The organism is Photobacterium carnosum (assembly GCF_021236965.1).
Taxonomy (GTDB): Bacteria; Pseudomonadota; Gammaproteobacteria; order Enterobacterales; family Vibrionaceae; genus Photobacterium; species Photobacterium carnosum.
The window spans coordinates 1-25,489 of the sequence record NZ_WMDN01000002.1 but is presented as its reverse complement, the minus strand read 5'-3'; the positions used below and the strand labels follow the sequence as shown (position 1 = coordinate 25,489).

The 25,489-nt window shown below is 41.1% G+C and carries 24 protein-coding genes and 1 pseudogene; 8 read left to right on the top strand and 17 right to left on the bottom strand.

The window, feature by feature from the left end:
* The first annotated feature begins 78 nt into the window (after positions 1-78).
* A complete protein-coding gene (gene panE, locus GLP24_RS02000) occupies positions 79-984 on the top strand; it encodes a 2-dehydropantoate 2-reductase (RefSeq protein ID WP_232615456.1) in 906 nt (301 codons plus the stop codon).
* Positions 977-1,585, top strand: a complete 609-nt coding sequence (locus GLP24_RS01995) for a DJ-1 family glyoxalase III (RefSeq protein WP_101767350.1) — start codon at positions 977-979, stop codon at positions 1,583-1,585. The genes panE and GLP24_RS01995 overlap by 8 nt, the downstream gene beginning before the upstream one ends.
* A gap of 100 nt (positions 1,586-1,685) precedes the next feature.
* Here GLP24_RS01995 and thiI read toward each other — a convergent pair whose 3' ends face one another.
* From thiI to pomA, 3 genes are all read right to left on the bottom strand, one after another.
* Positions 1,686-3,137 carry a tRNA uracil 4-sulfurtransferase ThiI gene (gene thiI / locus GLP24_RS01990; protein ID WP_101767351.1) on the bottom strand — a complete coding sequence of 484 codons (1,452 nt, stop codon included), beginning with the start codon at positions 3,135-3,137 and terminating at the stop codon, positions 1,686-1,688.
* 219 nt (positions 3,138-3,356) lie between these two features.
* Positions 3,357-4,271, bottom strand: a complete 915-nt coding sequence (locus GLP24_RS01985) for a flagellar motor protein MotB (protein WP_152653959.1) — start codon at positions 4,269-4,271, stop codon at positions 3,357-3,359.
* 9 nt (positions 4,272-4,280) lie between these two features.
* Positions 4,281-5,042, bottom strand: coding sequence for a flagellar motor protein PomA (gene pomA / locus GLP24_RS01980; protein WP_101767353.1), 762 nt, complete (start codon positions 5,040-5,042; stop codon positions 4,281-4,283).
* A 357-nt stretch (positions 5,043-5,399) separates the two neighbouring features.
* Between pomA and xseB the strand changes: the two genes are divergently transcribed.
* Genes xseB through dxs form a run of 3 tightly spaced genes read left to right on the top strand, consistent with a single transcriptional unit; the run spans position 5,400 to position 8,427 of the window.
* The gene (gene xseB / locus GLP24_RS01975) at positions 5,400-5,645 is read left to right on the top strand and encodes an exodeoxyribonuclease VII small subunit (protein ID WP_036795796.1); all 246 of its coding nucleotides are present in this window, start codon (positions 5,400-5,402) and stop codon (positions 5,643-5,645) included.
* Positions 5,635-6,537, top strand: a complete 903-nt coding sequence (gene ispA, locus GLP24_RS01970) for a (2E,6E)-farnesyl diphosphate synthase (RefSeq protein WP_232600714.1) — start codon at positions 5,635-5,637, stop codon at positions 6,535-6,537. Before xseB ends, ispA begins: the two co-directional genes overlap by 11 nt.
* A gap of 24 nt (positions 6,538-6,561) precedes the next feature.
* Entirely contained in the window at positions 6,562-8,427 is a 1,866-nt protein-coding gene (dxs, locus tag GLP24_RS01965) for a 1-deoxy-D-xylulose-5-phosphate synthase (RefSeq protein WP_232584028.1), read from the top strand.
* Between the two features lie 95 nt (positions 8,428-8,522).
* Here dxs and pgpA read toward each other — a convergent pair whose 3' ends face one another.
* From pgpA to purL, 12 genes are all read right to left on the bottom strand, one after another.
* On the bottom strand, positions 8,523-9,011 hold the full coding sequence (gene pgpA / locus GLP24_RS01960; protein ID WP_101767356.1) for a phosphatidylglycerophosphatase A: 489 nt from the start codon (positions 9,009-9,011) through the stop codon (positions 8,523-8,525).
* Positions 9,012-9,020: 9 nt separating this feature from the next.
* The gene (gene thiL / locus GLP24_RS01955) at positions 9,021-10,004 is read right to left on the bottom strand and encodes a thiamine-phosphate kinase (RefSeq protein ID WP_232615455.1); all 984 of its coding nucleotides are present in this window, start codon (positions 10,002-10,004) and stop codon (positions 9,021-9,023) included.
* A gap of 76 nt (positions 10,005-10,080) precedes the next feature.
* On the bottom strand, positions 10,081-10,554 hold the full coding sequence (nusB, locus tag GLP24_RS01950; protein WP_101767358.1) for a transcription antitermination factor NusB: 474 nt from the start codon (positions 10,552-10,554) through the stop codon (positions 10,081-10,083).
* Positions 10,554-11,024 carry a 6,7-dimethyl-8-ribityllumazine synthase gene (ribH, locus tag GLP24_RS01945; protein WP_101767359.1) on the bottom strand — a complete coding sequence of 157 codons (471 nt, stop codon included), beginning with the start codon at positions 11,022-11,024 and terminating at the stop codon, positions 10,554-10,556. The genes nusB and ribH overlap by 1 nt, the downstream gene beginning before the upstream one ends.
* 202 nt (positions 11,025-11,226) lie before the next feature.
* Positions 11,227-12,327 carry a bifunctional 3,4-dihydroxy-2-butanone-4-phosphate synthase/GTP cyclohydrolase II gene (gene ribBA / locus GLP24_RS01940; RefSeq protein WP_233462219.1) on the bottom strand — a complete coding sequence of 367 codons (1,101 nt, stop codon included), beginning with the start codon at positions 12,325-12,327 and terminating at the stop codon, positions 11,227-11,229.
* Between the two features lie 47 nt (positions 12,328-12,374).
* Positions 12,375-13,031, bottom strand: coding sequence for a riboflavin synthase (locus GLP24_RS01935; RefSeq protein ID WP_152653962.1), 657 nt, complete (start codon positions 13,029-13,031; stop codon positions 12,375-12,377).
* Between the two features lie 23 nt (positions 13,032-13,054).
* Positions 13,055-14,179, bottom strand: a complete 1,125-nt coding sequence (gene ribD, locus GLP24_RS01930) for a bifunctional diaminohydroxyphosphoribosylaminopyrimidine deaminase/5-amino-6-(5-phosphoribosylamino)uracil reductase RibD (protein ID WP_269154938.1) — start codon at positions 14,177-14,179, stop codon at positions 13,055-13,057.
* A gap of 27 nt (positions 14,180-14,206) precedes the next feature.
* Positions 14,207-14,656 carry a transcriptional regulator NrdR gene (gene nrdR, locus GLP24_RS01925; RefSeq protein ID WP_101767363.1) on the bottom strand — a complete coding sequence of 150 codons (450 nt, stop codon included), beginning with the start codon at positions 14,654-14,656 and terminating at the stop codon, positions 14,207-14,209.
* 218 nt (positions 14,657-14,874) lie between these two features.
* Positions 14,875-16,125, bottom strand: a complete 1,251-nt coding sequence (gene glyA, locus GLP24_RS01920) for a serine hydroxymethyltransferase (RefSeq protein WP_232578250.1) — start codon at positions 16,123-16,125, stop codon at positions 14,875-14,877.
* A 286-nt stretch (positions 16,126-16,411) separates the two neighbouring features.
* Positions 16,412-16,750 carry a nitrogen regulatory protein P-II gene (gene glnB, locus GLP24_RS01915; RefSeq protein WP_101767365.1) on the bottom strand — a complete coding sequence of 113 codons (339 nt, stop codon included), beginning with the start codon at positions 16,748-16,750 and terminating at the stop codon, positions 16,412-16,414.
* Positions 16,751-16,855: 105 nt separating this feature from the next.
* Positions 16,856-17,260: a hypothetical protein gene (locus GLP24_RS01910; protein ID WP_232615454.1), complete on the bottom strand. Its 405-nt coding sequence runs from the start codon at positions 17,258-17,260 to the stop codon at positions 16,856-16,858.
* 179 nt (positions 17,261-17,439) lie between these two features.
* Positions 17,440-21,357 carry a phosphoribosylformylglycinamidine synthase gene (gene purL / locus GLP24_RS01905; protein WP_232615453.1) on the bottom strand — a complete coding sequence of 1,306 codons (3,918 nt, stop codon included), beginning with the start codon at positions 21,355-21,357 and terminating at the stop codon, positions 17,440-17,442.
* A gap of 395 nt (positions 21,358-21,752) precedes the next feature.
* Here purL and mltF point away from each other — a divergent pair, with 395 nt between their 5' ends.
* Positions 21,753-23,228: a membrane-bound lytic murein transglycosylase MltF gene (gene mltF, locus GLP24_RS01900; protein ID WP_331254157.1), complete on the top strand. Its 1,476-nt coding sequence runs from the start codon at positions 21,753-21,755 to the stop codon at positions 23,226-23,228.
* A 254-nt stretch (positions 23,229-23,482) separates the two neighbouring features.
* On the top strand, positions 23,483-23,650 hold the full coding sequence (locus tag GLP24_RS01895) for a hypothetical protein (RefSeq protein ID WP_164838133.1): 168 nt from the start codon (positions 23,483-23,485) through the stop codon (positions 23,648-23,650).
* A 66-nt stretch (positions 23,651-23,716) separates the two neighbouring features.
* On the opposite strand, the gene tadA is transcribed toward GLP24_RS01895, so the two are convergent.
* Positions 23,717-24,247, bottom strand: coding sequence for a tRNA adenosine(34) deaminase TadA (gene tadA / locus GLP24_RS01890; RefSeq protein ID WP_101767369.1), 531 nt, complete (start codon positions 24,245-24,247; stop codon positions 23,717-23,719).
* Positions 24,248-24,260: 13 nt separating this feature from the next.
* Positions 24,261-25,151, bottom strand: coding sequence for a LysR substrate-binding domain-containing protein (locus GLP24_RS01885; RefSeq protein WP_101767370.1), 891 nt, complete (start codon positions 25,149-25,151; stop codon positions 24,261-24,263).
* A gap of 224 nt (positions 25,152-25,375) precedes the next feature.
* On the opposite strand from GLP24_RS01885, the pseudogene GLP24_RS01880 reads away from it, so the two are divergent.
* Positions 25,376-25,489, top strand: a pseudogene (locus GLP24_RS01880) (S-(hydroxymethyl)glutathione dehydrogenase); the annotation flags it as partial.

Below are 25,489 nucleotides of genomic sequence, written 5' to 3'. Positions count from 1 at the left end.
CTGATGGCGCCTTTTTTGATCGCTGTAATTAGCCACAATGTTATCATGCAATAAATTAGGCTAATAACGGATTCGACTGTGAACATAACCCTGTTAGGTGCTGGCGCTATTGGTGCGCTATGGGCGGTAAAATTAACCCAACAGCAGCATACTGTACAATTGTGGACTCGATATTCTGCGACTGAAACAACACTGCATTTTAGTGAATTAACCTCACCAATCACAACCGATAGCTATCACTTCAACTGTAACGACCCTCATGCTCTCGCAGCCAGTAAACTACTTATTGTTACTGTTAAAGCGTTTCAAGTTGTTACCGCACTGACGCCGCTATTGCCTTATTTGAATACTGATTGCGTGGTAATTATTATGCATAATGGCATCGGTACTCAGTCGCAGGTTCAACAATTATTGCCTCATAATCCCATTATCTATGCCACTACCTCTCAGGCAGCCTTTAAACCTACCCAGACAACGATCCAGCACACTGGCTTAGGGCAAACCTCACTGGGGACTATCAATGACCCTGCACAATCTCTGTCCCATATCGCCACTCTGTTTGATGCTGCTTTAGCGCCTACGCAATGGCAAGCTAATATCTATCAGCCGCTATGGCAAAAATTGGCCATCAATTGCGCCATTAACCCGCTCACTGCGCTTCATCAATGTTGTAATGGTGATTTAGCACAAGCCTGTTATCAATCACAGCTCGATGCTATTTGCTTAGAAGTTGCACAAGTCATGACCGCTGAAGGTTTTACTACCACTCAACAACAGCTACGCCACCAAGTCGATAATGTTATTACCGCGACAGCTAATAATTATTCCTCGATGAACCGTGATATTTTTCATCATCGACGCACTGAAATCGATTATATTAATGGATATTTAGTTCAACAAGCCCAACGCCACAAGATTGATACGCCAATAAATAATCAATTATGGCAGGCAATTAAACATATGGAGTCACTAAACCATGCCTGAATTATGTCCTCGCGTCGTCGTTTGTATTGCCCCCGGCACTGAAGAAATGGAAGCGATTAATGCTATCGCTATTTTAAAACGGGCTCAATTTGAGGTTATTGTGGCCAGTGCAGCCGAAGATGGCGCATTAATTGTTGATGGGTCACGTGGCATTAAACTGGTCGCTGATACCGCATTAATCGCCATTGCAGATGAACAATTTGATGCAGTGGTATTACCCGGAGGCGTTGCAGGAGCAGAGCATTTTCGTGATAGCCCGTTGGTGGTCGAGTTTGTTAAACAACACCATTATGATGGTAAATTGATTGCCGCTATTTGTGCCACACCTGCCATTATGTTTGCCGCTAATGACATGTTTACTAAAGCAATAATGACCTGTCATCCCGCTTTTCATGATCAAATTCCAGCGCCACAATTACGCCCTAAGCGCGTGGTGTATGATAAACATGCTCGACTACTGACGAGTCAAGGCCCGGGTACAGCACAAGAATTTGCGCTTGATATTGTTACTCAGTTAACCAATAAGGCCAGAACAGCCACGATTGCTGAATCGATGGTGGTGTGGCCAAACATGCATTACGATATTATGCCTGAGCGTTAATGTCGCACCGTCAGCATTAAAAAAAGCCCTCAATGATCAGATCATTGAGGGCTTTTTTGATGTCACAAGCGCGGTATTAGATCCGCGCACATGGCATTAATTATAGCGGACGATATACTTTTACGTTTTCGAAGCCATGCTCTTTCAAGTATAAAGCTTGTAAACGACTCATCACACCATGAGCACAGTAAAGTAAGTAAGTCTTCTCTTTGGGTAAGTCACCAAACTGAGTCGCTAACTTGTAGAATGGAATATGTTTCACTTCCACACCGTCAAGTTCTAGCGGGCTTTCATCTTCTTCATCTGGGCTACGAATATCAAGCACAATAGCATCTTCAGCGATGTGCTCGACTAATTCAATTTCAGGGACTTGTTCTTGGCTCTGTTTTTCGATTTCACGAATATCCATCACTCGTGCCTCATCTATAACGCGATCAAGAATAGTAAAATCAAACTTCTCTTCTTCAATCTCAAGCTTTGATTTTACAGCTTTAATTGTTGGACTCTTTGAAATTACACCACAGAACTCAGGCATAGTTGCCGAAAAATCTTCAGTACCAATCTGGCGTGATACATCGATAATATCTTCTTTATCCCAGTTAATTAGTGGACGAAGAATTAACGTATCAGTCACGTTATCAATCATGCGAAGGTTAGTCAGTGTTTGGCTTGAAACCTGACCTAACGCTTCACCAGTCACTAATGCTTGAATACCGAACTTCTCAGCAATACGACCCGCAGCACGCATAAACATACGCTTTAGGACTACACCCATTTGACCGTTATCGACTTTTTCTAAAATCTCGCCAACAACAGGATCAAAATCAACGGCAATAAATTTAACTTTGGCAGATGAACCGTATTTTTTCCACAAGAAGTGAGCAACTTGCTTCACACCAATCTCATGAACAGGACCACCAAGATTAAAGAAACAGTAATGTACTTTACTGCCGCGTTTAATATGAAGATAACTTGAAACACCAGAGTCAAAGCCACCAGAAATAAGGCTTAATACATCTTCTTGTGTACCAAGAGGAAAACCACCTAAACCTTTGTGACGGAATAACACTTGGTTAAGTAAATTATTCTCAATCTCAATATTAACGGTAATATCAGGTTTTTTAAGTTTTACTTTTGCAGACTCAACCGCTTGATTAAGACCACCACCAACATAACGTTCTGCTTCAATCGAAGTAAAATCATGTTTACCTACACGTTTAGCACGCACACAGAATGTTTTACCTTCAAGACTGTCACCAACAAGTTCCAGTGTTTTCTCAAAGATATTATGAAGATCAGTAAATTCCGTCTGTTGAACTTCAAGTGAGTGGTGAATACCTGGTGTTTGCATTAAGGCTGTAAGCACCATGTCACGTTTAGTTACGTCAGGTTCGTTCACTTCTAACGAAAAACGACGGTTATAAACACTAACAGATTCAGACTGACGCTTTAAAATAATACGCAGGTTAGACTCAAGAATTTTGATAAAACGCTTACGTACTGAGTCACTTTTAACAAAAATCTCTGGATGTGGTTTAACTATAAATTTCATAACACACTTCGCTTCACTGGGTCTAAAGTACCAAACAGAATAAAGTACCAAACGGAATTAAAGGCGCAAATTATACAGCAAGGTGTCGGCCACTGAAACAAGGATATGCTAACAGCACAACTTATCTTACTCCGTCACGCAATTATTATTAGTATTTGTGCTGTGTTTACCTTAGTCGCAATCTCTCCAACCAGCAAATATACCCATAAAAATTATTAGTTACGGTTGATGGGAACTAATTTCTTTAGAGTAATATGGTTTGCCTTGCACTATTGAGATTTCAACTCGCCGATTACGACGTCTTCCCTGCGGGGTTTTATTATCGGCAATTGGAGCAGTATCAGCCATACCCACCACTCGCATTCGTTTTCGATCAAAACCTTTCACTTGTTCCATTACTTGTGCTACCGACACCGCGCGTTGGGAAGATATATCCCACTTTGAACGGTAAAGTTCAGAATCTAACACTTGATTATCTGTATGACCACTAATACGGATAATCCCTGGTACATCTTTAACTAACTCAGTGACTTGCTTAATAAGCGGTATAAATTTAGGTTGTAAAAATGCAGAGCCTTCAGGAAACGCGCCTTTTTCTTTGATACGAATCACTAATTGCTGTCCAAACGATTCAATCTCCACCGTGTTGTCAGTGATCTCTCGCGCCAATGCTTGAGTTAAAATCTGAGCAGTCAGAGCTTGTGATTTTATTTGTGCTTGTTGTTGGCTCTGTTTCTTCTGCGTAGAACTATCACGGTTACCACTATCCGATGTAGCAGCGTTTTTACGGCTACCTCCATCACGTTCCGCCAGACCGTCATGAAAATCTAATGAGCGTTTAGTGATATCAATCGTCTGTTGCATAATCACCTCAATCGGGGTCGGCTCTGGTCGTCCTGGTCGAAATTCTTGAGCAATAACACTGGTACCTTTAGGGATATCATTAACATTTAATACATTTTGAACCCCAAATGCATTTTTCATTGATCCAGCAATTTGTTGAAATTTAAGGACATCCATTTCAGAAAATGACAGTAGCAATACGAAAAAACACATCAATAGCGTAGCTAAATCAGCAAAAGTTGCCATCCATGCGGGTGCGCCTTTTTTTTGTTGTGGTGGTAAATAATCCATCATCCACCCTTATTCATCAAAATTTAAACGTCGTTTTTTCTCATGCAAATAATTTTTCAAATAACTATCTATCACGCGTGGATTTTGACCTTCTTGAATCGCTAATACACCATCAAGAATCAGTAATCGATTTAAACGCTCTTCATTTTTACGTAACATCAGTTTATCAGCGATAGGTAATGCCACCATATTTGCCAAAATAGAACCATAAAGTGTGGTTAACAATGCCACCGCCATCGCAGGCCCGATAGATTTAGGATCATCCATATTAGATAACATCGCCACCAAACCAATAAGTGTCCCTATCATTCCCATGGCAGGGGCAACATCCCCTAGCGCAGAAAAAATACTTGCGCCTTGCTCATGACGTTCATTGGTTAATGAAATATCTTTTCTTAAAATCATTCGCACCGTATCTGCATCATGGCCATCAACAAGTAAATCAATACCTTTGCGTAAAAAAAGATTTTCTACTTCCATTTCTTCAAGCGCTAAAAAACCACCTTTTCGTGCAGCATCAGCCATCGTGACAATTTGAGCGATAAGATCATCAGGTTTATCGGTTTTAAATATAAATGCCTTAGCCGCAATTTTTGTTGCTCCAAAAAACTGACTGCCATTGTATTTCATCAGCACAATAAACAAACTGCCGCCAAAAACAATCAAGACTGATGAGGTATCAGCAAACATCGCTAAATCCCCCCCCACTAACATTGCCATTACAATAAAAGCAAATGAACCAACCAAACCAATAAGTGTTGCCAAATCCACGCGGCATCTCCTTAACTGTCATTTTTAATTATTAATTTAACGCTCTGACAGCCAATTAACATAAAACAAAAATTTATAAGGATAATGCCTACTGTTCATCAAATAACAGTGCCATATCAGCCCATAAAATAAAATATTGCGGCCATAGGATAAAACGTCAATAGCACTATCTACCGCAAACTAACTCTTTATCGACCATAATCACGTTTCATTTAGGGTTTTATTTCTATCATTAAGTGATATTTATCGATCTCTACTATGAAAATTACTGTCTGTGGCACAGATTACTGTGACATAATTTGACCTTAGATAGTCACTACGTTATTTTTCTTGCACTTAGATAAGAGTGAAAATGATATGGCAGCAAAAAAACCAGAAAATATGGCATTCGAAGCCGCACTTGATGAGCTAGACGCCATTGTCAATGAACTAGAATCGGGTGATATCCCACTGGAAGATGCGCTGAAGAAATTTGAGCGTGGTATTTCATTGGCTCGCAATAGTCAGTTAAAGTTAACTCAAGCAGAACAGCGAGTAGAAATTTTATTACGCGCTGACGACAATGCACCATTAACAGACTTTGAGCCAAGCCATGACGAATAGCGTACCGTTATCACAGACACTTAAAACGCTGCAACAACGCAATAACCAATGCTTAATAACTTGGTTAACGAAACAACCTTTTGCAGATCAAACGCTACTAGAAGCCATGAAGCATGGTACTCTGCTTGGCGGAAAACGGGCTCGTCCTTATTTGACATACGTGACAGGCAATATGCTAGGTGTCGATTATGATGATCTCGATACCGCAGCGGCTGCCGTTGAATGTATCCATGCGTATTCATTAATTCATGATGATTTACCCGCAATGGATAACGATGCTTTACGTCGTGGTCAACCGACTTGCCATATTGCTTTTAATGAAGCGATCGCCATTTTAGCGGGTGATGCATTACAAACATTAGCCTTTGAAATTATTGCCCAAGGCCGCTTGAGTCCAGAAGGACATCAACAACGTATTGCTATGGTTAGCGAATTAGCACAAGCCTCTGGTGCTGCGGGTATGTGTCAAGGACAAGCGCTCGATTTAGAAGCAGAAGGTCAACATGTTGGGCTTGAGCAACTAGAATTAATTCATAAACACAAAACAGGTGCATTAATCCGTTGTGCGGTTCGATTAGGTGCACTCGCTGCGGGTGAAAAAGGACGAGAAATTCTGCCACAGCTCGACAACTATGCTGATGCTATCGGCCTCGCTTTTCAAGTTCAAGATGACATTTTAGATGTAATCAGCGACACTGAAACGCTAGGTAAGCCTCAAGGTTCAGATATAGAACTCGATAAAAGTACCTACCCAGCATTGCTTGGATTAGAAGGCGCACAACAAAAATCGCAACAACTTTATCAAGAAGCGCTACAAGCATTAGCAGCAATACCTTACAATACCTATCAATTGGAAGTTTTTGCCCGATATATTATCGAGCGCAACAACTAGAATCAGTAAAAGCGCCGAACTGTTATGACTTTGGATATATCAAAATACCCGCATCTCGCATTAGCTAACACGCCAGATGAATTACGATTATTGCCCGCTGAAAGTCTACCTCAAGTCTGTGATGAGTTACGTACTTATTTACTCAAGACGGTTAGCCAAACCAGCGGCCACTTTGCCTCAGGACTCGGTACAGTTGAACTGACCGTTGCGCTTCACTATGTCTATAATACCCCATTTGATCATGTGATCTGGGATGTTGGCCATCAAGCTTACCCACACAAAATTTTAACTGGCCGTCGTGACAAGATGTCAACTATTCGCCAAAAAGGTGGATTACATCCTTTTCCTTGGCGTGACGAAAGTGAATATGATGTATTGTCAGTAGGCCATTCTTCTACTTCAATTAGTGCTGGTTTAGGCATGGCGATTGCTGCAGAAAAAGAAGGTCAAGGCCGTAAAGTTGTCAGCATTATTGGCGATGGTGCTATCACTGCGGGCATGGCATTTGAAGCCATGAACCATGCCGGTGATATACACAGTGATATGCTCGTCATTCTTAATGACAATGAAATGTCAATTTCGGAAAATGTGGGAGGCTTAAGCAATCACCTCGCCCATTTATTATCAGGTAATTTTTACGCTTCCATTCGTGAAAGCGGCAAAAAAGTACTGTCTAATGCGCCACCGATTAAAGAAATCGTTAAACGCGCAGAAGAACACATTAAAGGCATGGTCGTACCTAGCACCATGTTTGAAGAGCTTGGATTTAATTATATCGGCCCCATTGATGGCCATGATATTGATGAGTTAGTGAAAACACTCAAGAATATGCGCCAGCTTAAAGGGCCGCAATTTCTGCATATCATGACTAAAAAAGGCAAAGGCTATGCACCAGCAGAAGCCGATCCGATCAATTACCATGCAGTTCCAAAATTTGATTTAAGTGAAAAGCCACTACCTAAAGCCAAAAATACCAGCCCAACGTTTTCTAAAATATTTGGTGACTGGCTGTGTGATATGGCCGCCGTTGACGACAAACTGATGGCAATAACCCCTGCCATGCGTGAAGGCTCTGGCATGGTACGCTTTTCAAAAGAATACCCAGACCAATATTTTGATGTTGCGATTGCAGAACAACACGCAGTTACACTAGCCAGTGGGATGGCAATTGGTGGTTATCATCCGATTGTAGCTATTTACTCAACCTTCTTACAACGCGGTTATGACCAATTAATTCATGATGTTGCCATTATGAATTTACCGGTAATGTTTGCTATTGATCGTGCAGGTTTAGTTGGCGCAGATGGTCAAACCCATCAAGGTGCATTTGATATTAGCTTTATGCGCTGTATCCCTAACATGGTGATCATGGCGCCGAGCGATGAAAATGAATGTCGCCAAATGCTTTATACCGGCCATCAACATCAAGGACCAACAGCAGTACGTTATCCACGTGGTTGTGGCTTAGGTACGGCAGTTGAAACAACCATGACTGCGCTTGAAATGGGTAAAGGTATTATTCGACGTCAAGGTGAAAAAGTAGCCATTTTAAACTTTGGAGCCATGTTAGGTTATAGCCTAGATGCCGCTGAAAAATTAAATGCTACTGTTGCTGATATGCGGTTTGTAAAACCACTTGATGAAGCCTTAATTCTTGAATTAGCCGCTAATCATGATGTATTGGTCACTGTTGAAGAAAACGCTATTGCTGGCGGTGCTGGCAGTGGTGTCATCGAATTCTTAATGCAACAAAAATGCATTATGCCCGTACTGACTATCGGCTTACCTGATCGTTTTATCGAACAAGGTACTCAAGCTGAGTTACATCAAATGCTGGAAATAGATGGTGCAGGCATCGAAAAACAAATTCTTGCTTATATGGCTAAATAAATTGCTATTAATAGCATAGCAACCAGTACCAACAAAAAAGCCATGAAAATAATCTTTCATGGCTTTTTTATTAACTACTTTGTTCAATCTGAGACTTAAAAACCAAACCAGTAGCCAATAAACCATAATGAAATCATTGCCATAAAGCCAGCAAGAACATCATCAATCATAATTCCAAAACCACCTTCAACATGTTTATCTAGCCAACTGATCGGCCATGGTTTTAGCATGTCAAAAAAGCGGAATAGAATAAAACCAGCCAATATCCATTTCCAGGATACGGTGGGTGCAACTGCCATTGTGATCCAAAAACCAACGAATTCATCCCATACAATACTGCCATGATCATGCACTTTCATGTCAGTAGAGGTGATATGACAAATACGGATTCCGATAAGAGCAGCAACCAAAACGGCGACTAAATACCAACCAAAAGGCAATTGAGCAAGAATAAGGTATAACGGAATGGCGGCTAGCGTTCCCATGGTACCAGGAATATATTTAGCTAAACCACTGCCAAATCCTGTGGCTAATAAGTGCCAAGGATTATTCATTTTTAATAAATCTTTTGGATTTGTGCTCACGTTAATACCTTACTTATTTGTGACGACAAAATGATCCCAGCCGGATAATTTCCAACTTACTGGTTTACCTAACTGTAATAACGATAAACCACGCCCCGCGATCACTTGACCAATACAACTATATTTAACATTAGTATGCGCTAAAGCCATCTTCAATGCATCTCGATTAGCTTTTGAAGCGGTAAAGCAAAGTTCATATTCTTCGCCACTGGTTAATGCTAACTGTTGCGCTTGTTGGCAATCACCATCACAAAATGCGAGCAGCTCAGCCGATAAGGGTAATTTTTCAACATCAATCTCAATCGCAACTTGAGAACGCTCACCAATATGTTTTACATCCGCAATCACGCCATCAGAGATATCCAATGCAGCAGAAGCGATACCACGTAAAGCCTCACCAACATTAACCCGAGGTTGGGCTTTAAAATGCCGTTCAACCAGTACCGTCGTTAGACGTTGATCACATTGGGACTGATTTAATATCAGTGCAAGTCCTGCGGCACTATCACCAAGGTTACCCGTAACATAAATATCATCTCCCACTTGTGCGCCACTGCGGGTTAAAGCCTGACCGCGAGGCACTAATCCTTGCACAGTTAAGGTAATACTCAACGGGCCGTTAGTGGTATCACCACCAATCAATTGAATATTATATCGATTAGCAAGTTCAAAAAAACTATGGCAAAAAGGCGCTAACCACGCTTCATCAATAGTGGGCAATGTTAACGCTAATGACACCCACGCTGGGGTTGCCCCCATTGCCGCTAAATCACTTATATTAGATGCTAATGCTTTATAAGCGACAAAAGCAGGATCGGCATCGACTAAAAAATGTGTGCCCGCAACTAATGAATCAGTACTTATTGCAACATGATAATTAGCAGGTACATCAACTAAGGCGCAATCATCACCAATCGCTAAAACGACATCATCACGTTGCTGTTGTTGGTGCGCAAAATAATGATTAATGATATCAAATTCATTTTTTGCCATAATTTTCTATTCCTTAAGTAAAAAAAAAGCCAGCTAATAAGCTGACTTCTTTCATCGTACTCAACGTAACAAAAATTTATTTATCTTTTTTACGTAAAGTTGGTGCAGCTTTATCTAACACACCATTGACGAATTTGTGGCTATCTTCAGCACCGAAAAGTTTTGCTAATTCGATGGCTTCGTTGATCACAACTTTAAATGGTACGTCTTCACGTTTAACCATTTCGTACATTGCAAGACGAAGTAGCGCAAGTTCCATCTGGTCTAGATCCTGAAGCGGACGAGACAAGTATGGACGCATTTTGCTATCAAGTTCTTGATGGCTTAATACGACACCTGCGAATAAATCACGGAAATAAACAACATCAGTTTCTGGCGCTGTACATGCAGGCGCCTCCGCTTGATGTTCTTCTTCTTCAAACTTATCGCCTGAAAGGAAATATTGCTCAATATCAGCAACATTACCTTTAGTAAGTTGCCAAGAATAAATTGCTTGTACAGCAAATTGACGTGCATTACGACGCGCGGCTGGTTTCACAGTAACCCCCATTAGGATTCGATTTGGGACAGGACATTTACCATTTCGAGCGCGCTTAGTGCAGCCTCTGCCCCTTTATTACCAGCCTTGGTACCGGCACGCTCAATGGCTTGTTCTATAGAATCAACAGTCAAGACACCAAAAGCAACTGGAGTATTATACTCTAGTGCTACTTGTGCTAGACCTTTATTACACTCACCGGCAACATAGTCAAAATGAGGTGTTCCACCACGAATAACTGAGCCTAATGCTACGATAGCATCATAGCGATCACTCTTCGCGACTTGCTGGGCAACAAGCGGTAGTTCATAAGCACCAGGGCAACGAACAACAGTGATATTATCTTCACTAACCTGGCCTTGACGTTTCAGCGCATCTAATGCACCTGAAAGTAAACTTTCGTTAATAAAGCTATTAAAGCGAGAAATTACGATAGCAATTTTTGCGTTTGGTGCCGCAATGGCGCCTTCAATTACCTTCATGGGCCTTCCTGTGACTATGTTTTTCCAGTTTTAGAAACCGCGGGAGTCTAACACACTTTACGATATGTCTGCTATGAACAACCGTCGGTTTCAGAGGATTTGTTAATATTTATTGCTTATTCGTTGTAGAACCAACCAATAAGCAAGCATTATCAATAAAAATAATGCTCCGTTAATTTATAGTGTCCGCTAAAATTCACGACTATTCGCAAATATATTCAACCACTTCAAGACCAAACCCTGATAGTGAATGATAACGTTGTGTGCTTGATGACAACAAACGCATTTTAGTAACACCTAAATCAGATAAAATTTGCGAACCAATACCCACTTGACGAGATGGGTTATAAGGACTCACTTTTACTTGCGGACGACCTTCATTTTCAGCTGCAATATTTTTTACTTTATTGATAATATTATTGGCTGACTCTTGTTTACTCAACACCACCAGCACGCCATTTTCAGCACTGATACGTTGCATCGCCGCAGGTAATGTCCACTGCGTGGCACCTGATTGTAAAATATCTTTAAAGGTATCTTGTAAATGCACCCGTACTAATGTGGCTGCATTTGCTTCAACGTCACCTTTACGCAACGCATAATGAATTTGATCGTCGATTTTATCGCGATACGTGATCATATCAAACTCACCGAATTCGGTATTGAGCTTACATTCACCAACACGCTCAATCGTCGTTTCATGGAGATTACGATATTCAATAAGATCGGCAATTGTACCTAATTTTAGGTTATGTTTTTCAGCAAAAATTTCTAATTGAGGACGACGTGCCATGGTACCGTCTTCATTTAAAATTTCCACAATAACACTTGATGGTTCAAGGCCTGCAAGACGTGCAACATCACAACCAGCTTCAGTATGTCCAGCTCGTGTCAGTACACCACCTTCTTGCGCCATTAGCGGGAAGATATGACCAGGCATAACAATATTAGCCGCGGTAGCATCAGCAGCAACAGCAGCTTGTACTGTACGAGAACGATCAGCCGCTGAAATACCGGTAGTGACACCCGTTGCAGCTTCAATAGAAATAGTAAAAGGCGTCCCAAATTGTTCAGTATTATCTTGAACCATCAACGGTAAACCTAATTTCTGACAACGTGTTTTGCTTAATGTTAAGCAAATTAATCCACGGCCATTCGTCGCCATAAAGTTAATCGCTTCAGGCGTGATATGTTGTGATGCAATAATCAGATCGCCTTCATTTTCACGATCTTCATCATCCATCAGAATAACCATTTTTCCTTGGCGAATATCATCAATGATTTCTTTTGCACTACTTATCATAATACTACCCTTATTCTTATGTCGCTTTATTGAGCATAAAGCAATGCTTAACCGAGAAACCCAGTTCTCGCCAATAAATCCATCGTTACTTTAGATTTTTTCTCTGCCGCTTTATCGCCAAGCATTAAGCGTTCAAGGTAACGCGCGATAACATCAACCTCAAGGTTAATTTTTCGACCAACTTTAAAATCAGCCATGGTCGTTTCGGATGCAGTATGTGGCACAATCGTTAACTTAAACTCATCACCACGAACAGCATTCACAGTCAAGCTAATGCCATCAACAGCCACAGAACCTTTCTCTGAAATATACTTAGCAAGCTGTGGCGGTACTTTAATCCAAAATTCAATCGCACGACCAATATGCTGGCGCTCAATCACTTCAGCAACAGCATCAATATGGCCAGAAACCATATGACCGCCAAAACGTGTCGTTGCCAACATCGCTTTTTCTAAATTAACTACTTGGCCTGCTTTGTAATTTGCAAAAGCCGTACGGTGTAATGTTTCTAAAGAAAGATCCGCAACATAACCTTTACCGGTTAGTTTTACGACAGTAAGACAAACGCCATTGGTTGCAATACTATCGCCTAATTTAACATCTGCTAAATCTAACGATCCTGAATCAACAGTAACAGAAACATCCACACCTTTAGGTGTCAGGGCTGATATTTTACCGACAGCTTCTATAATTCCAGTGAACATGATAAACCCTTAATTTCACTATTTTATTTATTCTTATTTACCGTTGCCATAATACGAATATCATCACCAATCAACCCTACATCAGTGATTGTTAACAGTGGTGTTTGTGCCATTGATGTCAGCCCAGTAATATCAATTAAGCCACGACTATCACGGCCCATCAATTTAGGTGCTTGATATAAAATCAAACTATCAACCAATTGTTGTTGTAGCAATGCACCAGCCAAACCCGCCCCAGCTTCAACCCAAATATGATTAATACCGTAAGTTGCTAACCGTGACATCAACGCCACAAGATCAAGCTGGTTACTGTTAGTTTGAGTAGGCATTTTCCACTGCTGCACAGAATCAGGCCACACTTCAGTACCGAGTGTTGTTCGAGCGAGGATAGTCTTGCCCGGTAAGTTGAAGAGTTGATATTCAGGCGTCAATCGATTCTGACTATCAATAATGACCCGTATAGGTTGGCGCAACGCTGACTGAGGATATTGCTGCTGGACAGATGCATCAAGCTCACTCCAACGTACATTAAGTGATGGATTATCGGCAATCACCGTGGCACTGGTCGATAAAATAGCCCCAGCTTGCGCACGAAAATGTTGTACATCCGATCGCGCTTTAGGGCCTGTTATCCACTTGCTGAGACCATTTGCTAATGCTGTTCGACCATCTAAACTCGCAGCAAGTTTAAGCTCAACATAAGGCATTTGATGTGTCATTTGCTTAATAAAGCCAGGGTTAAGTGCTTGTGCTTCTGATGCTAATACGCCGACATCCACACGAATGCCCGCAGCTTGTAACAAAGCAATACCACGACCAGCAACGGCAGGATTTGGATCAACCATACCACACACAACCCGTGCAACTTTGGCATTAATTAATGCTTCAGCACAAGGCGGCGTTCTTCCATGATGAGAGCATGGTTCTAACGTCACATAGACGGTCGCCCCTTGAGCACGTTGTTGTGCTTGCCGCAATGCAAACACCTCGGCATGGGGTTGTCCTGCTTGATAATGATAACCTTCACCAACAATGTCACCATCATTAACAATCACGCACCCAACATTAGGATTAGGTGCAGTAGTATAACGACCGTATTGGGCAAGCGTTATCGCTCGCGACATCATCTGTTGATCTGTGTGTGTCATTATTGTTGATCTTAACAATGGTAAATCTTAACGTTCCAGCTTGGCAATTTCTTCACCAAACTCACGAATATCTTCAAAACTGCGATAAACAGAAGCAAAGCGGATATAAGCCACTTTATCTAATTCTTTTAATGCTTCCATCACTAAATTACCAATCATCTCCGAAGGAATTTCACGTTCACCTGTTGCTCGAAGACAAGATTTAATACTATTAATCGCACGTTCAATGTCATCAGTACTCACTGGGCGTTTTTCTAACGCACGTTGAATACCACCGCGTAATTTTTCTTCATTAAACGGGTCACGGTTACCATTAGTTTTAACTACGCGAGGCATCACAAGTTCTGCCGTTTCAAACGTAGTATAGCGTTCATTGCACGCTAAACATTGACGGCGTCGGCGCACTTGGTGGCCATCCGCAACCAATCGCGAATCGATTACTTTGGTGTCATTTGCACCGCAAAAAGGACAATGCATTTAGCCTCCTACATTTAATCGGTTCAGTGTAACTCATTTCATCACTTTAATGAGACTATCACCTTCTTTATTTCTAATAAATAGCCTTAAAAGTAATAATTATCATTAATAATGGCGCATTTTATGTTATTTACAAAACAAAAAAAGCTTACCGATAAATGGGTAAGCCTTATTATTAATGCGTCTCGATGCGTATAAACTACCGCATTACTATCAAATTATGCGTAAACGGGAAGACGCTTACAAATTTCAAGCACTTTGACTTTTGTTGCTTCAATAACAGCATGATCATTGATGTTATCAAGCACATCACACATCCAACCTGCAAGTTGACGCGCATCATCAGCATCAAAACCACGACGAGTAATTGAAGGCGAACCAACACGAATACCAGACGTCACAAATGGGCTACGTGGGTCATTCGGCACACTGTTTTTATTCACGGTAATATTAGCCGCACCAAGCGCTGCATCTGCTTCTTTACCCGTGATTCCTTTATCAATCAGATCAACAAGGAACAAGTGGTTTTCAGTACTACCAGATACAATCTTGTAACCGCGCTTAATAAATTCAGCCACCATTGCTTTTGCGTTTACAACCACATTGGCTTGATAAACTTTAAACTCTGGTTCCATCGCTTCTTTAAATGCTACCGCTTTTGCTGCGATAACATGCATTAACGGACCGCCTTGACCACCAGGGAAAACAGCAGAATTAAGTTTTTTGTAAAGATCTTCGCCTTCATTTGACAGAATCAAACCACCACGAGGGCCAGCTAATGTTTTATGGGTTGTTGTGGTAACAACATGTGCATGAGGCACAGGGTTCGGGTAAACGTCAGCAGCAACTAAACCTGCTACGTGTGCCATATCAACAAACAAGTAAGCGCCAATTTTATCAGCGATTTCACGCATTCTAGCCCAATCAACCACTTGAGAATAAGCAGAGAAGCCACCAATAATCATTTTTGGTTTATGTTCTAATGCCAATGCTTCCATTTCTTGGTAGTCAATTTGACCATTTTCATCAATACCATAAGGAATGATGTTATATAACTTACCAGAGAAATTAACAGGTGAACCATGAGTTAAGTGACCACCATGTGCCAAGCTCATACCTAAAACCGTATCACCCGTATTTAATAATGCCATATAAACAGCATTATTCGCTTGAGAGCCAGAGTGCGGCTGAACGTTTGCATATTCAGCACCAAATAGCTGACACGCACGATCAATCGCAAGCTGTTCTGCTTTATCAACAAACTCACAACCGCCGTAATAACGCTTACCAGGATAACCTTCAGCATATTTATTTGTCAGCTGAGAACCTTGTGCTTCCATTACACGTGGACTAGTGTAGTTTTCAGAAGCAATCAATTCGATGTGTTCTTCCTGACGGGTAGTTTCTTCCTGAATAGCTGCAAATAGTTCTGCATCATAATCAGCAATATTCATATCACGCTTTAGCATCTGTATCTCCTGACTCAGCTAAGTTTTATACTATTTTTAGTAATAAACGAAAAATCACAAACCTAGACGCCACGTGGACGCAAACGTTTTCGTTTTAATTTTTATCTGCTAACTATATTACATAAATTGATCTAAATCAGAAAGTCTTAAATGTGGTTTATTTGTTATAACAGTAATCTGTCACTAATATCTAATTCATTCATTACGCTCAAGTTAGTATATATAAAAAAGGGGGTGCATATATGCACCCCCTATGACTATTTTAATCATGACTAACCATCACAAATTAAATCGCATCTTCATCTTCTTCGCCAGTACGAATACGTACTACACGATCAATATCAAACATGAAGATTTTACCATCGCCAATCTTACCTGTTTGTGCGGTTTCGACAATTGTTTCAATACATTGCTCAGCAACTTCATCAGTCACTACAATTTCAATTTTCACTTTAGGTAAAAAATCGACCATGTATTCGGCACCACGATAAAGTTCAGTATGGCCTTTTTGACGACCAAATCCTTTTACTTCTGACACGGTCATGCCAGTGATACCTACTTCCGCTAACGCTTCACGGACATCATCAAGTTTAAATGGCTTAATAATGGCTTCAATTTTTTTCATTATCATCATCCTTTGCTGAGCAGAAGATCGGCACCGTAACTACAAACACCGACTTGATTAAATTAAGGCTATTATCACAGATCCAAGGCAGTAATTTAATACCATTTAATATTCTTTAATGTAATTAGTCTCCATTCGTCGCAAAAGTAGCAACACGGAATACAGTAATACCAAGCCATTGATCACCATCATAACAATATCATGATGTTGAGTAGGGAAAATATTAGGTATGAAAGGAATTAAACTAACGTGTAGAAATAAAGTGGTAGCTGGAATATAAAAATAAAGTGGAATAAATCCCCATTTTTCTCCCAGAAAGAGTCCAATACAAGCCAGTATTCCTGAGATCAATACCACTATAGTGACACCCACGGGCACCATACTAAGTACATCAAATCTTAATGCGTTAATTATTATCTCAATATGCTGAATAAGACTAATAATAACTAATACTGCGAGTAATTTAGTTGCACCGATAAGACGGTAACTTTTGGGAAGATCCAATCCCATTATTTCATCCTTGTAACGACACAAATGCCATTTTATTTATTAGGTTAATTATCCCAATGTTCTTTCAAGGTTAACGTGATCAATATCAACTTCATATTTAATTTTATAATCCACACAGTTACGACATAAAAAAAGCTGCCAATAAATGACAGCTCCTATATGTTTAATGCCTGTAAATATTAACCAAGGTTAACCCGTGCATTACGGAACATACGCATCCATGGGCTATTTTCACTCCAGTCATCTGGATGCCAAGAGTTAGCCACAGTGCGGAATACACGCTCAGGGTGTGGCATCATAATAGTGACACGACCATCTTGGGTAGTTAACCCTGTAATTCCGTTTGGCGAGCCATTCGGGTTAACCGGATAATTTTGAGTCACATTGCCGTAGTTATCAAGGTAACGTAGCGCGATCGTACCGGATTGTTCAATCGCAGCAAGGTGATCAGCATTACGAACTTCCACGCGTCCTTCACCGTGAGAAACCGCAATTGGCATTCTCGAACCGACCATATCATTGAAGAATAACGAATCACTTTTTTGTACTTCAACTAGACTAAAGCGCGCTTCAAAACGCTCTGATTCATTGCGCACAAAACGTGGCCACAAATCAGCACCGGGGATCAACTCATGCAAGTTTGACATCATTTGACAACCATTACATACCCCTAGCGTCAAGGTATCAGGACGATTAAAGAATGCAGCAAACTGATCACGCGCAATATTATTAAACAACACGGACTTCGCCCAGCCTTCACCAGCACCTAATACGTCACCGTAAGAGAAACCACCACATGCGACTAAACCATTAAACCCTTCTAACTGTATCTTACCGCTAAGAATATCGCTCATATGAACATCTTTAGCGTCAAAGCCAGCACGATCAAACGCCGCTGCCATTTCAACATGCGAGTTAACACCTTGCTCACGTAAAATTGCCATTTGCGGTTTCGCACCAAAATTAATCGCTGGCGCAATAAAAGGCGCGGCTACATCATGGTTAATATCAAACGTTAACTTGGTATGTAAACCCGGATCTTGATTGTCTTTCTTGGCTTCAAATTCTTGCAATGCACCCGCTGGGTTATCACGCATCGCTTGCATTTGATAAGTTGTTTCTGCCCAAATCGCACGTAATTCAGTGCGGTTTTGCTCAAGCACTACATCGTTACCATTCCAAATACGGACGGTATCTTCATCAATCACAGTACCAATAATATGGCTACAAGCAGCTAAACCATTCGCCGCTAATACCGCTTGTACTGCTTCAACATCGTCACTACGTACTTGAATCACAGCACCGAGTTCTTCACTAAAGAGCGCTGCTAATACGTCATCACATCCATCAGTTGCGGCAGTATTAATATCAACTTCGACCCCAGTGTGACCTGCAAATGCCATTTCAGCTAAAGTGACATATAAACCACCATCACCACGGTCATGATAAGCCAATAGCTTCTCATCACGCACCAAAGTTTGCATCGCATAGAAGAAGCCTTTCAATAATTCAGGGCTATCAACATCTGCCGCTTTATCACCCAATTGTTTATAAACCTGAGCCAACGCAGTTGCACCAAGGCGGTTTTGACCACAACCAAGATCCACCAGCAATAAACTTGATTCGCCTTTATCTGTACGTAATTGTGGGGTCACTGTTTTACGAACATCTTCAACACGACCAAACGCGGTGATCACTAATGACAATGGTGATGTCACTTGTTTCTCTTCACCATCCTGTTGCCACTTGGTCTTCATCGACATGGAATCTTTACCGACAGGGATCGTTAACCCTAATGCGGGGCATAACTCTTCACCAATGGCTTTTACTGCTTCATATAAACCTGCATCTTCACCTGGGTGACCTGCTGGTGACATCCAATTAGCCGATAAATTAATCCGCTTCATATCACCAATATCCGTACCGGCAATATTAGTAATCGCTTCACCAACAGCTAAACGTGCAGAGGCTCCAAAGTTAAGTAATGCCACAGGGGTACGCTCACCCATCGACATCGCTTCACCGTGATAAGTATCATAACTTGCTGCGGTAACGGCACAGTTAGCCACGGGCACCTGCCAAGGACCAACCATCTGATCGCGTGCAACCAATCCGGTCACACTGCGATCACCGATGGTGATCAAAAAGGTTTTTTCAGCCACGGCCGGTAAACGTAAGATGCGCTGAGTGGCATCTTCAACGGTTATTTCACTGCGATCAAGAGGTTCACCAATCACTGTTAATGTTGTGGCATCACGGTGCATTTTAGGTGCTTTACCCAATAGAATATCCATTGGTATATCAATGGGAGTGTTATCGAAATGGCTATCTTCAAGGCTTAAATGGCGCTCAGCGGTTGCTTCACCTACCACCGCATAAGGGGCACGTTCACGCTGACAAATCGCATCAAAGGTTGCCATATTTTCAGGGGCGATTGCGAGGACATAACGCTCTTGTGATTCATTACACCAAATCTCAAGTGGGCTCATTCCTAGTTCATCATTTGGTACGTCACGTAATTGGAACTTACCACCACGCTCACCGTCATTGACTAATTCAGGTAACGCATTAGAAATACCACCTGCGCCAACATCGTGAATAAATGCAATCGGGTTGTCATCACCCATCTGCCAACAACCATCAATCACTTCCTGACAACGACGTTCCATTTCTGGGTTTTCACGCTGTACTGAAGCAAAATCTAAATCTTCGGCAGATTGCCCGGATGCCATTGATGACGCCGCACCACCACCAAGACCAATATTCATTGCCGGACCGCCAAGAACAATTAACTTAGCGCCAACAGGAATCTCTTTTTTCTGCACATGATCAGCACGAATATTACCCATGCCACCCGCAATCATAATTGGCTTATGGTAACCACGGACTTCTTCACCCGCATGAGAGGTCACTTTTTCTTCGTAAGTACGGAAATAACCCAGAAGATTAGGACGACCAAATTCGTTATTAAATGCCGCACCACCAAGAGGACCTTCGAGCATGATATCAAGTGCAGTCACGATACGATCTGGCTTACCAAAATCGGTTTCCCATGGCTGTTCAAAACCCGGCACGCGTAAGTTCGATACTGAAAATCCGACTAAGCCTGCTTTAGGTTTGCCACCAATACCGGTTGCGCCTTCATCACGAATTTCACCGCCAGAACCTGTTGCTGCGCCAGGCCATGGTGAAATTGCCGTTGGGTGGTTATGGGTTTCAACTTTCATCAAGATATGAGTATCTTCTTGATGATAGGTATATTGACGTGAGAGTGGATCAGGGAAGAAACGCCCAACATGAGAACCTTCCATAACCGCGGCATTGTCTTTATAGGCTGACAATACGTGCTCGTGATTATGTTCGTAGGTGTTTTTGATCATTTTAAATAATGATTTTGGTTGATCGACACCATCAATCGTCCAATCAGCATTAAAAATCTTATGGCGGCAATGTTCTGAGTTCGCTTGAGCAAACATCATTAATTCAATGTCATTTGGATTACGCTCAAGCTTAGTGAAATTTTCAACCAAGTAATCAATTTCATCGTCTGCTAACGCTAGGCCCAAGGTGATGTTCGCTTGCTCTAATGCTTGGCGACCACCCGTTAAAATATCAACACTTTTAACCGCTGCGGGTTGTGCTTGACTAAATAACACCGTCGCAGATTCCACATTATCTAACACCACTTCCATCATCCGATCATGAAGTAATGCTTTGAAGCCATGCAATTGTAATGTGGTTAGCGTCGATGATGATTCAACATAATATGCCGTGCCACGCTCAAGACGTTTAATGGTCGTTAAGCCACAATTACGCGCAATATCGGTCGACTTTGAAGACCAAGGAGAAATCGTGCCAGCACGAGGAGTAACAACTAGCAATAAACCTTTAGGCTCATGCTCTGCAATCGTAGGACCATATGTGAGTAGACTTGTTAGTTTAGCTTGTTCATCAGCTGTTAACGTTGCTGCCACATCAGCAAAATGCATAAACTCAGCATAAATACTGGTAATTGGCAGATTTAACTCATGACAACGCTCAAGTAACTTATTAACGCGAAACTCAGACAAAGCGGGTGAACCACGCAAAATTTCCATGTGCAAAGGTCTCTCGATTAGCAGATTAAAAAAAGTGATATTGAGGTAAGTTTCAAGTCATAGAAACTTACCTCAATAGCACTTAGAACAAGACTATTCACTGCTTAACTATCACAACGTTATTCACGAACACCTAGTATAATGGAATTTTTTTTGTGATGTAACACTTGACGCAACCGTTTGCGTCTTTTTTTTCAATCCTCATCAAAATATCAAAAAAATACCACCCGTTGTTATTTTTGGGTTACTTTTTAACCAAAAAATAGTCCAAAGTCGCTTTATTTATTCCAATATCTAAATTATGACTACCAATCAAACAGTTCAACTTTGCGCAATTAACAGGGTTTGATATAAAGAACGTTCATTATTACTATAGGTTCGCTTAGTTGATAAATATTCAGTTCTTCACTCTACTACGTCGTTTTATAAGTCTGCTGTTACTCATGATGTTGACCAATGGCTGTCAATGGCAAGAAAACACGCCCACCAGCCTTGAGAAAATTCGAGAAAGTGGTGTATTACGAGTAGGAACTTTAAATAACCAACTGTCTTATTATATTGGCGCAGATGGTCCAACAGGGTTGGATTATGAACTAGCACAAGCCTTTGCTAAAAAACTCGATGTTAAACTTGAAATAACCTCCATGTTTACCCTCTCTGAATTATTTCCTGCATTAGAACGTGGCGATATTGATATTATTGCTGCGGGACTCACAGTGACGCCAGATCGTCTTCAAGGCTATCATCCTGCACCAGCTTATTATTACGCGAGCCAAATCCTGGTTTATAAAAAAGGCCAACGTCGACCGCGCAATCTCGCTGAATTAGCGAAAAATAATAAACACTTAGCTGTAGTAAAAGGCTCAAGTCATGAGCAAAAATTAAAGCTTATTCGTAATACCCATCCAACCTTGAAATGGCAGTCAATTCCAGAATCAGATATTAATGATCTGTTAATAAAAGTCGCAGCAGGTGAACTTGATTATACCGTTGCCGATTCTGTCGACGTGGCATTATTGCAACGCATTCATCCTGATATTGCTATCGCTATTGAACTGACGCAAGACGAGCCGGTAAGCTGGTTTGTAAAGCAAAGTAGCAACGATAGTTTGTATGCGTTAATGATTGAGTTTTTTGGTCAAATGAAACAAAACGGCACCATGACGCGACTAGAAGAGAAATATTTAGGCCATATTGATCAATTTGATTATGTCGATACTCGCGCCTTTTTACGCGCAATCAACAATACCTTGCCGCAATGGGAAGCGTTATTTAAACAATATGCTAACGGTTTTGATTGGCGTTTATTAGCCGCTCTCTCTTATCAAGAATCGCATTGGGATCCACAAGCAGTATCTCCAACCGGTGTACGAGGTATGATGATGCTCACGTTACCAACAGCAGAATCAGTGGGTGTTACTAATCGTTTAGATCCAGAACAAAGTATTCGTGGAGGCAGTGAGTATCTACGGAAGATGATTGCACGTGTACCAGATAGTATTGAAGAACATGAGAAAGTCTGGTTTGCACTCGCTTCTTATAACGTCGGTTTTGGCCATTTAATGGATGCACGTCGATTAACTAAAGCGCAAGGAGGAAACCCTGATACTTGGGTTGATGTGAAACAGCGCTTACCATTACTAGGACAACGTAAATATTACATTCAATCACGCTATGGTTATGCACGTGGCAATGAAGCACTTAATTATGTAGAAGGGATCCGTCGTTATTACCAAAGTATCATTGGTTATGAAACTACCCATAGCCGTCAATTTACCAGTGATAATTTAAAAATTGTTGATGGACTACAAACAATTACCGCACCACCGACAACGCCAGCTGCCGTTGCACCATTAGACGATAAACAGTAAATAATCACTACAATGTGTATCACCGTAGTGTAATAACAGTATTCAGTGCTCTAGGTTTAGAATAATAGGCTAATTTTTTACACAATGAGAGTTTGATCAACGTTTGACTATTATCCTATAAAGAACACTATCAAAAGATGCACTGCTATGCATAATAAATGGCTTGTATTCAATAATGGTATTGTGAACGGTGATAGCGATATTTATCCGCTAGTTTATTCTTTCACCGTGATCTCGATTCAATGGATGGACCCATGAAATTCACTAAATTAAAATCAAAAACGCAATATATCGCGAAACATATGACTTCCGCAGCAACACGTAGAAAACGTCTCAGTAGTAATCTGCGTAAGAAAATCCTATGGCGTCAGCGTAGCTGTATTCTAACCACAACATCGGAACATGCTTGTCCAAGTATGTAAGTAATAAGCTCGGAATAATTTATATCATCATAAATAGCAACCGAGCTGATTAGAACGGATAATTACTCAAACATCAGGTTGTTGTCTTGCGGCTATCTTGGCCGCTTTTTTCTCTGCTCGACGACGCTTAAAAAAAGCTTGTAACTGCGCTCGACATTCAGTCGCTAACACATCACCTTGAACCAATACATGATGATTAACGCCTTCATAACTAAGTAAGTTCATGGTACTACCCGCCGCGCCTGTTTTCGCATCATGTGCACCAAACACGACCTTACCTACTCGGCTATGTACCATTGCGCCTGCACACATTGGGCAAGGCTCTAAGGTGACATATAACGTCGTATCGATCAGACGGTAGTTTTTTAGCGTTTGTCCAGCTTGACGTAACGCCATCATTTCAGCATGTGCAGTCGCATCATGATGGCCAATAGAGCGATTCCAGCCTTCGCCAATAATCACCCCATCATGCACAATAACGGCCCCAACAGGCACCTCACCCTCAGCTTCTGCTTGAGCGGCTAATTCCATTGCGCGACGCATAAAAGCATCATCTGTTGCCGCTAAAAGTTCAATTTCTTGTATTTTATCTGTCATTCTTTATAGCTACTTACAAATCATAACGACTAACATGGGGTAATTGCTCTGCCAGATAATCAACCAACATTCTGACTTTAGGTGATAAATGGCGGTTATGTGGGTAAAGCGCCCAAATACCTTCATCAGGCTCTTGGTAATTCGTCAGAATCGGAACAATAGCCCCTGATTCCAAATCCTTATCTATATAATAGTCAGGTAATTGCGCTAAACCGATACCTTTAATAACCGCATCTCGTAAACCATAACCACTGTTGCAATTAAGCGTACCGCTAACACGAATACTTTTCTCTTTACCTGACTCTTGAAAACGCCAATGATCATAATTACCAATCAAGCAATTATGTTGACGTAATTCAGATAACGAATGTGGAATACCATATTTCTGTAAATATTCAGGTGAAGCACAAACATACATCGTACGACTGGTTAAGCGTTTAGCCATCATTGATGAACTGGTTAAACGCCCCAAACGGATCGCGAGATCAAAACTACCTTCCACCAAGTCAACCTGGCGGTTAGTCATATCAATCGTTACTTCTACTTCAGGGTATTGCAACATAAAGTCATTAACTAACGGCATAATGTATTTTTCACCGTAAGTCACGGGTGCAGTTAGCTTGATCAACCCTTGTGGCGTACCACGTAAGTTACTGATCGCACGCTCTGCATCTTCAAGCCCATCTAACACTTGACGACAATGTTGATAATAAACATTGCCCTCTTCAGTTAATGAAACCTTACGGGTAGTACGATAGAATAATTTAGTATTAAGTCTATTTTCTAACGCACTTACTTGACGACTCACTTGTGCGGTAGAAATACCGAGTCGCTTTGAAGCAGCAGTAAAACTTTCTGTTTCAGCTACAGCAACAAACTCTGTTACCCCTTCCCATAAAAACATTCTAAATACCTATTGATAACATGATCGAACGCCAAAATGACGATTGCACCGCTGATTATTACACATATGTAAAAGTAATTTGCACTTTTAGGTAATTATCATTATTCAAGAAACAAATACAATAACAACCATCGAAACGGGGCAATAAAATAATTATTTTCCCTTTCTCCCAATTTTCATCTACTTTTGACGAAGTAGAAATAAATAAAACTAGAGTGAAGATTATGACTGATAAATTTATCAAATCAAAAGCTGCTATCGCATGGGGTCCTAAACAACCTCTTTCTGTTGAAGAAATTGATGTAATGTTACCTCGTGCTGGTGAAGTATTAGTTCGC